At 69.1% G+C, this 7,125-nt stretch carries 7 protein-coding genes; all 7 read left to right on the top strand.

Annotation, left to right across the window (positions count from 1 at the left end):
- Nucleotides 1–194 (top strand): D-alanyl-D-alanine carboxypeptidase (locus CCN56_RS34965; RefSeq protein ID WP_179200094.1); only part of this gene is annotated, 194 nt, incomplete at its 5' end.
- Between the two features lie 59 nt (nt 195–253).
- Nucleotides 254–1,393 (top strand): zinc-dependent metalloprotease, encoded by a 1,140-nt coding sequence (locus CCN56_RS34960; protein ID WP_086831818.1) that lies wholly within the window; start codon nt 254–256, stop codon nt 1,391–1,393.
- A gap of 268 nt (nt 1,394–1,661) precedes the next feature.
- The gene (tilS, locus tag CCN56_RS34955; protein ID WP_086831817.1) at nt 1,662–2,672 is read left to right on the top strand and encodes a tRNA lysidine(34) synthetase TilS; all 1,011 of its coding nucleotides are present in this window, start codon (nt 1,662–1,664) and stop codon (nt 2,670–2,672) included.
- Between the two features lie 41 nt (nt 2,673–2,713).
- Complete coding sequence (gene hpt, locus CCN56_RS34950) at nt 2,714–3,253, top strand: hypoxanthine phosphoribosyltransferase (RefSeq protein WP_030219931.1); 540 nt, start codon at nt 2,714–2,716, stop codon at nt 3,251–3,253.
- 183 nt (nt 3,254–3,436) lie between these two features.
- Nucleotides 3,437–5,455, top strand: coding sequence for an ATP-dependent zinc metalloprotease FtsH (ftsH, locus tag CCN56_RS34945; RefSeq protein WP_086831816.1), 2,019 nt, complete (start codon nt 3,437–3,439; stop codon nt 5,453–5,455).
- Between the two features lie 101 nt (nt 5,456–5,556).
- Complete coding sequence (gene folE, locus CCN56_RS34940; protein ID WP_086831815.1) at nt 5,557–6,162, top strand: GTP cyclohydrolase I FolE; 606 nt, start codon at nt 5,557–5,559, stop codon at nt 6,160–6,162.
- A 69-nt stretch (nt 6,163–6,231) separates the two neighbouring features.
- A partial coding sequence (locus CCN56_RS34935) for a hypothetical protein (RefSeq protein WP_179200093.1) occupies nt 6,232–7,125 on the top strand: 894 nt, incomplete at its 3' end.

Below are 7,125 nucleotides of genomic sequence, written 5' to 3'. Positions count from 1 at the left end.
CCGCCCCCGCAGGACTCGGCCTCATCCGGGCCAAGACCGGCACCCTCACGGGCGTCAACACCCTCGCCGGCACCGTCGTCACCCCCGACGGACGCCTCCTCGCCTTCGCGTTCCTCGCCGGCCGCACCCTCTCCCCGTACGAGGCACAGCCCGCCCTCGACCGGCTCTCCGCCGCCCTCGCGGGCCGGAAGTGATCACACGCGCCCCCCATCGAACCCTCACCGAACAGGCCCCGAGCCCGTACGGTTGACGCATGACGAGCATCGGTGGCGCAGGCACATCCGGGATGGTCGACTGGAACCTCGCGGTCGCGACCGCGACCCGCCTCGTGCGGCCCGGACCCGAAGTCAGCCGCGACGAGGCCCGCGAGGTCGTCGCCGAACTCCGCAGACACGCCAAGGCCTCCGAGGAACACGTCCGGGCCTACACCCGGATGATCCCCGAGGGCACCGAACCGCACGACACCCCCGTCCTCGTCGTCGACCGCGTCGGCTGGATCAAGGCCAACGTCGCCGGCTTCCGCGAACTGCTCACCCCCCTCCTCGGCAAGATGCAGGAACGCCGCTCCACCAACCCCGGCAGCGCCGTGCTCGGCGCCTTCGGCGGCAAGGTCACCGGCGTCGAACTCGGCATGCTGCTCTCGTTCCTCGCCTCCCGCATCCTCGGCCAGTACGAGACCTTCGCCCCCGCCACCCGCGACCTCCCCGCCGGGGCGAACGGCGGCGGACGCCTCCTCCTCGTCGCCCCGAACGTCGTCCACGTCGAACGCGAACTCGACGTCTCCCCGCACGACTTCCGGCTCTGGGTCTGCCTCCACGAGGAGACCCACCGCACCCAGTTCACCGCCGTCCCCTGGCTCCGCGACCACCTCCAGGGCGAGATCCAGTCGTTCCTCGCCGCCACCGACGTCGACCCCGGCACCGTCGTCGAACGCCTCCGCGAAGCCGCCCAGACCCTCGCCGGCGGCCGCCCCGAGGGCGAGGAGGGCGAGCCCTCCCCGTCCCTCGTCGAACTCGTCCAGACCCCCGAACAGCGCGAGATCCTCGGCCGCCTCACCGCCGTCATGTCGCTCCTCGAAGGACACGCCGACTACGTCATGGACGGCGTCGGACCCCAGGTCGTCCCCTCCGTCGCCGAGATCCGCGAGAAGTTCCAGGCCCGCCGCGCCCGCGGCGCCTCCCGCCTCGACCTCGCCCTGCGCAGGCTCCTCGGCCTCGACGCAAAACTCCGCCAGTACCGCGACGGGGAGCGCTTCGTCCGCGCCGTCGTCGACCAGGTGGGCATGGACGGCTTCAACCGGATCTGGACCTCGCCCAACACGCTCCCCACCAAGACCGAGATCGCCGCCCCCGCCGACTGGATCGCGAGGGTGCACCGCAAGGCGGACTCGTGAGAGAGGGTGCACCGCAAGGCGGACTCGTGAGAGAGGGCGCACCGTAAGGCAGACTCCTGAGACAGGAGCGGCACACGACACCGGAACACGTCAGAACACCCCACCAATCACCCATCCGAGGGACCCTTGGCATGGGGTGAGGCGTGCAATGCTCGGGTAACGGCCGGGTTTCTGTCACCATCGACGCACTCTGAGTGACCGAACCCCCCTTTCCGACCGTTAAGACTCCGACCGAGGCACCCCACCCCCATCACGAAGGGCACCGGACATGGGTCCCCATCCTGCGGTCGCGGCGATACGCCTGGCGGTCCGCCGCGTACTCCACGACGTCATCACCGACCACACCACCGGCGACACCACCGGCGACGAACCGCTGGTGCTCGTCGCCTGCTCCGGAGGCGCCGACTCCATGGCACTCGCCTCCGCCCTCGCCTTCGAGGCCCGCAAACTCCCCGTGCGCGCCGGCGGCATCACCGTCGACCACGGCCTCCAGGACGGCTCCGAGACCCGGGCCGCCGAGGTCGCCGGACGCATGACCGCACTCGGCCTCACCCCCTCCGAGGCCGTCGCCGTCACCGTCGGCCGCGAAGGCGGACCCGAGGCCGCTGCCCGCGACGCCCGGTACGCCGCCCTCGACGCCGCCGCCGAGCGCCACGGCGCCACCGCGATCCTCCTCGGCCACACCCGCGACGACCAGGCCGAGACCGTCCTCCTCGGCCTCGCCCGCGGCTCCGGCATCCGCTCCCTGTCCGGCATGGCCGCCGTCTCCGGCACCTCGGGACGCTACCGGCGCCCCTTCCTCCAGCTCGACCGCCAGACCGTCCGCAAGGCCTGCATCGCCCAGGAGCTCGCCGTCTGGGACGACCCCCACAACAGCGACCCCGCCTACACCCGCTCCCGGCTCCGCCACGAGGGCCTCCCCGCCCTCGAGAAGGCCCTCGGCAAGGGCGTCGTCGAAGCCCTCGCCCGAACGGCCCAGCTCTCCCGCGACGACGCCGACGCCCTCGACACCTGGGCCGCCGACGCCGAGACCGCCGTACGCGACGAGGCGGGCGCCCTCGAATGCGCCAAGCTCTTCGGGCTGCCCCCCGCCGTACGCCGCCGCGTCCTGCGCCGCGCCGTCATCGCCGAGGGCGCCCCCGCCGGCTCCCTCTTCGCCCGCCACATCGAAGAAGTCGACCGGCTCATCACCGGATGGCGCGGTCAGGGAGCCATCAACCTGCCCGGCCGAGTCGAAGCCCGCCGCCAGGGTGGCAGACTGGTCATCCGGCAAGGCTGACGCACGCTGCAACGAAAGTGACCCGGGTGAACGAGAAGGACATGGGCACCGACCTCCAGTCGGTGCTCATCACCAAGGAAGAGATCGACGCCAAGCTGGCAGAGCTGGCCGCGAAGATCGACGCGGAATACGCGGGCAAGGACCTGCTCATCGTCGGTGTCCTCAAGGGCGCCGTGATGGTGATGGCGGATCTGGCTCGCGCCCTGTCCACCCCCGTCACCATGGACTGGATGGCCGTCTCCTCGTACGGCGCCGGCACCCAGTCCTCGGGCGTCGTCCGCATCCTCAAGGACCTCGACACCGACATCAAGGGCAAGCACGTCCTGATCGTCGAGGACATCATCGACTCCGGCCTGACCCTGTCCTGGCTGCTGTCGAACCTCGGCTCCCGCGAGCCCGCCTCCCTGGAGGTGTGCACCCTCCTGCGCAAGCCGGAGGCCGCGAAGGTCGCCATCGACGTCAAGTGGATCGGCTTCGACATCCCCAACGAGTTCGTCGTCGGCTACGGCCTCGACTACGCCGAGAAGTACCGGAACCTTCCGTTCGTCGGCACGCTCGCCCCGCACGTCTACGGCGGCTGACACCGCGGCCGGGACTTCGGCCCCACGGGGAACCCGCACCGCCTTCCCTCCGTTGAACCACGGGAAGGCGGTCGCGGGCGACGATGCTGAGGTACCGTCCGAAGAACAGCTTTTTCACACAGCAGCTCTCACAGCAGCATTTTCCTACGGGCAGGAGGGACGGGGCGTCATCGCTCCGTATGGATGGACGTGAAGCGATACTTCCGTGGGCCGGTCATGTGGATCGTGCTGGCCGTCCTCGCCGTGGTCGTGCTGATGCAGGTCGTCGGCTCGTCCGAGGGCTACAAGACGGTGGACACCGGCCAGGTCGTCCAGGCGATCGACAAGAACCAGGTCAAGCAGGCAAGACTCACCACCGGTGACGAGCAGATCATCAAGATCGACCTCGTCGACGGCCAGAAGATCGACAAGGCCGACAAGGTCCAGGCCAGCTACATCGGCACCCAGGGCGCGGACCTCGCCGACAAGCTCCAGGAGAAGTTCGAGGCCGGGCAGATCGAGAAGGGCTACACCGTCTCCCCGACGAAGCAGTCGCCCTTCGTCTCGATCCTGCTCTCGCTCCTCCCCTTCGTCCTCATCGTGGTCGTCTTCCTCTTCCTGATGAACCAGATGCAGGGCGGCGGCTCCCGCGTCATGCAGTTCGGCAAGTCCAAGGCGAAGCTCATCACCAAGGACACGCCGAAGACCACGTTCGCCGACGTCGCCGGCTCGGACGAGGCCGTCGAGGAACTCCACGAGATCAAGGAGTTCCTCCAGGAGCCCGCGAAGTTCCAGGCCGTCGGCGCCAAGATCCCCAAGGGCGTCCTGCTCTACGGTCCGCCCGGAACCGGCAAGACGCTCCTCGCGCGCGCCGTCGCCGGCGAGGCCGGCGTGCCGTTCTACTCGATCTCCGGCTCCGACTTCGTGGAGATGTTCGTCGGCGTCGGCGCCAGCCGCGTCCGCGACCTCTTCGAGCAGGCCAAGGCCAACGCTCCCGCGATCGTCTTCGTCGACGAGATCGACGCCGTCGGACGCCACCGCGGCGCCGGCCTCGGCGGCGGTCACGACGAGCGCGAGCAGACCCTCAACCAGCTCCTCGTCGAGATGGACGGCTTCGACGTCAAGGGCGGCGTGATCCTCATCGCCGCCACGAACCGCCCCGACATCCTCGACCCGGCGCTCCTGCGCCCCGGCCGCTTCGACCGGCAGATCGCCGTCGACCGCCCGGACATGCAGGGCCGTCTGGAGATCCTCAAGGTCCACCAGAAGGGCAAGCCGGTCGCCCCGGACGTCGACCTCGGCGCCGTCGCCCGTCGCACCCCCGGCTTCACCGGCGCGGACCTCTCCAACGTCCTCAACGAGGCGGCGCTCCTCACCGCCCGCGGCGATCAGAAGCTGATCGACAACAAGGCCCTGGACGAGGCGATCGACCGTGTGGTCGCGGGCCCGCAGAAGCGGACCCGGATCATGTCGGACAAGGAGAAGAAGATCACCGCGTACCACGAGGGCGGCCACGCCCTGGTCGCGGCGGCCTCGCCCAACGCCGACCCGGTCCACAAGATCACGATCCTGTCCCGCGGCCGGGCCCTGGGCTACACCATGGTCCTCCCCGACGAGGACAAGTACTCGACCACCCGCAACGAGATGCTCGACCAGCTGGCGTACATGCTGGGCGGGCGCGCGGCGGAGGAGCTGGTCTTCCACGACCCGACCACCGGCGCGGCCAACGACATCGAGAAGGCCACCGCCACGGCCCGCGCGATGGTCACCCAGTACGGCATGACCGAGCGGCTCGGCGCCATCAAGTTCGGCGGCGACAACACCGAGCCCTTCCTCGGCCGTGAGATGGCGCACCAGCGCGACTACTCGGAAGAGGTCGCCGCGCTGGTCGACGAAGAGGTCAAGAAGCTCATCGAGACCGCGCACAACGAGGCCTGGGAGATCCTGGTCGAGAACCGCGACGTCCTCGACAACCTGGTCCTCGCCCTCCTGGAGAAGGAGACGCTGGGCAAGGAGGAGATCGCCGAGATCTTCGCCCCCATCGTCAAGCGCCCGGCCCGCCCGGCCTGGACGGGCTCGGCCCGCCGCACCCCGTCCACGCGTCCGCCGGTCCTCTCCCCCAAGGAGCTGGCCCTGACGAACACCGCGAACGGCTCGGTGACCCCGGCGGTCGACACCACCAAGGGCATCGACATCGCCCCGGTGGACACCCCCGAGGACTGACCGCCCCGGGACCCCGGAATGGAAGCCGCGCCCCCACAGGTTCTAGCCTGTGGGGGCGCGGCTCTTTCGCGCACACACAGTCAGACGGAACGAGGCACAGGATGACCGACCCGGTGACGCTGGACGGCGAGGGCACGATCGGCGAGTTCGACGAGAAGCGCGCCGAGAACGCCGTACGGGAGCTCCTCATCGCGGTCGGCGAGGACCCGGACCGCGAGGGTTTGCAAGAGACCCCTGCACGCGTTGCACGTGCATACAGGGAATTGCTGTCAGGAATGCGCCAGGAGCCCGAGGATGTTCTGACCACGACTTTTGACCTCGGACACGACGAAATGGTCCTCGTGAAGGACATTGAACTCGTTTCGTTCTGCGAACATCATTTGCTCCCGTTCCATGGCGTGGCCCACGTGGGCTACATCCCTGCCGAAAGCGGCAAGATCACGGGACTCTCGAAGCTGGCACGTCTGGTCGATGTCTTCGCGCGGCGCCCGCAGGTGCAGGAGCGCCTGACGACCCAGATCGCCGATTCGCTGATGAAGATCCTTGAGGCCCGTGGCGCGATCGTCGTGATCGAGGCCGAACACATGTGCATGTCGCTGCGCGGCATCCGTAAGCCGGGCGCGAAGACGACGACCTCTGCGGTGCGTGGTCAACTTCGTGACGCTACCACCCGTGCTGAGGCTATGTCCCTGATATTGGCCCGCTAGTAGCGGAGTGTCCGCTGTGCTCCATACCGTCCTGATCAGTGGAGTTGATCGCTGATCAAGGGGGGCGGTATGGGGTACGGGCCGACCAGCAAGATGCTGGTCAACCTGGTGGACGGCTGCGCACAGGCCAAGAACGTGGCTCCGGGCAGCGTGATGTGGACGCTGGACGGCGACCGGACGGTGCGGACCACGGCCGTGGACGTGACGGCGGTGAAGGGGCGGGAATCCGTCGAGGTGGTCACGGACCACATGGCGTTCACGGCCAGCCCGGACCTGCTGCTGCTCACGCCGGACGGGTGGACGCACGCGGCGGAGGCGGCGGGGACGACGGTCGCCTGGACGCACGCGAAGAAGCTGTGCCGGGAGCGGCTGACAATCTGGCCAGGGTACGAGTTCGGCTACTTCGTCGGCGCCACGTGCGCTGATGGGACAGTCGGCAAGAACTACGTGTCGCTGGTCGTGAATGAGGAGGCCTTCGCGACGCGCTACGCGAAGGCTCTGACGGCCTGCACAGGCCTGCCGGCTCGCCTGGAAGCGGTGACCCGGCCGTCCGGATATCTGAAGCGAGACCTGCCCGGCTTCCGGGTACGGGTGGTCTCCTCGTACCTCTCAGACGCGCTGCGGCACTATGTGGGCGGCGACGCCCACCACATGCGGCAGCGCTTCCCCCGGGTCGTCCTGCGGGACCTCGATACCTTCAAGGGGTTCCTCGACGGATACATCGAAGGTGACGGCTGCCCCGTCAAGGGATGGGACGCGCGTGTGATCACGAGCTCCAACGTCCCCTTCCTGGCTGAGATCGCCCCGATCATCGGAGCGCGATTCACTCCGAGAGCCAGGGACAAGGGGGCCTCGCGGCTCTGCGTATCGGACCGCTGGGTCAGTCGCGGCACCTTCACCCCCGAGGACCACCCCCTCGACCCGCCCGAGTCCTCCTGGATCAAGGTCCACGAGGTCCGCCCC

Source organism: Streptomyces sp. NRRL B-24572 (assembly GCF_002156145.1).
GTDB classification, from domain to species: Bacteria; Actinomycetota; Actinomycetes; order Streptomycetales; family Streptomycetaceae; genus Streptomyces; species Streptomyces vietnamensis.
This window is presented reverse-complemented; position numbering and strand designations above follow the sequence as displayed.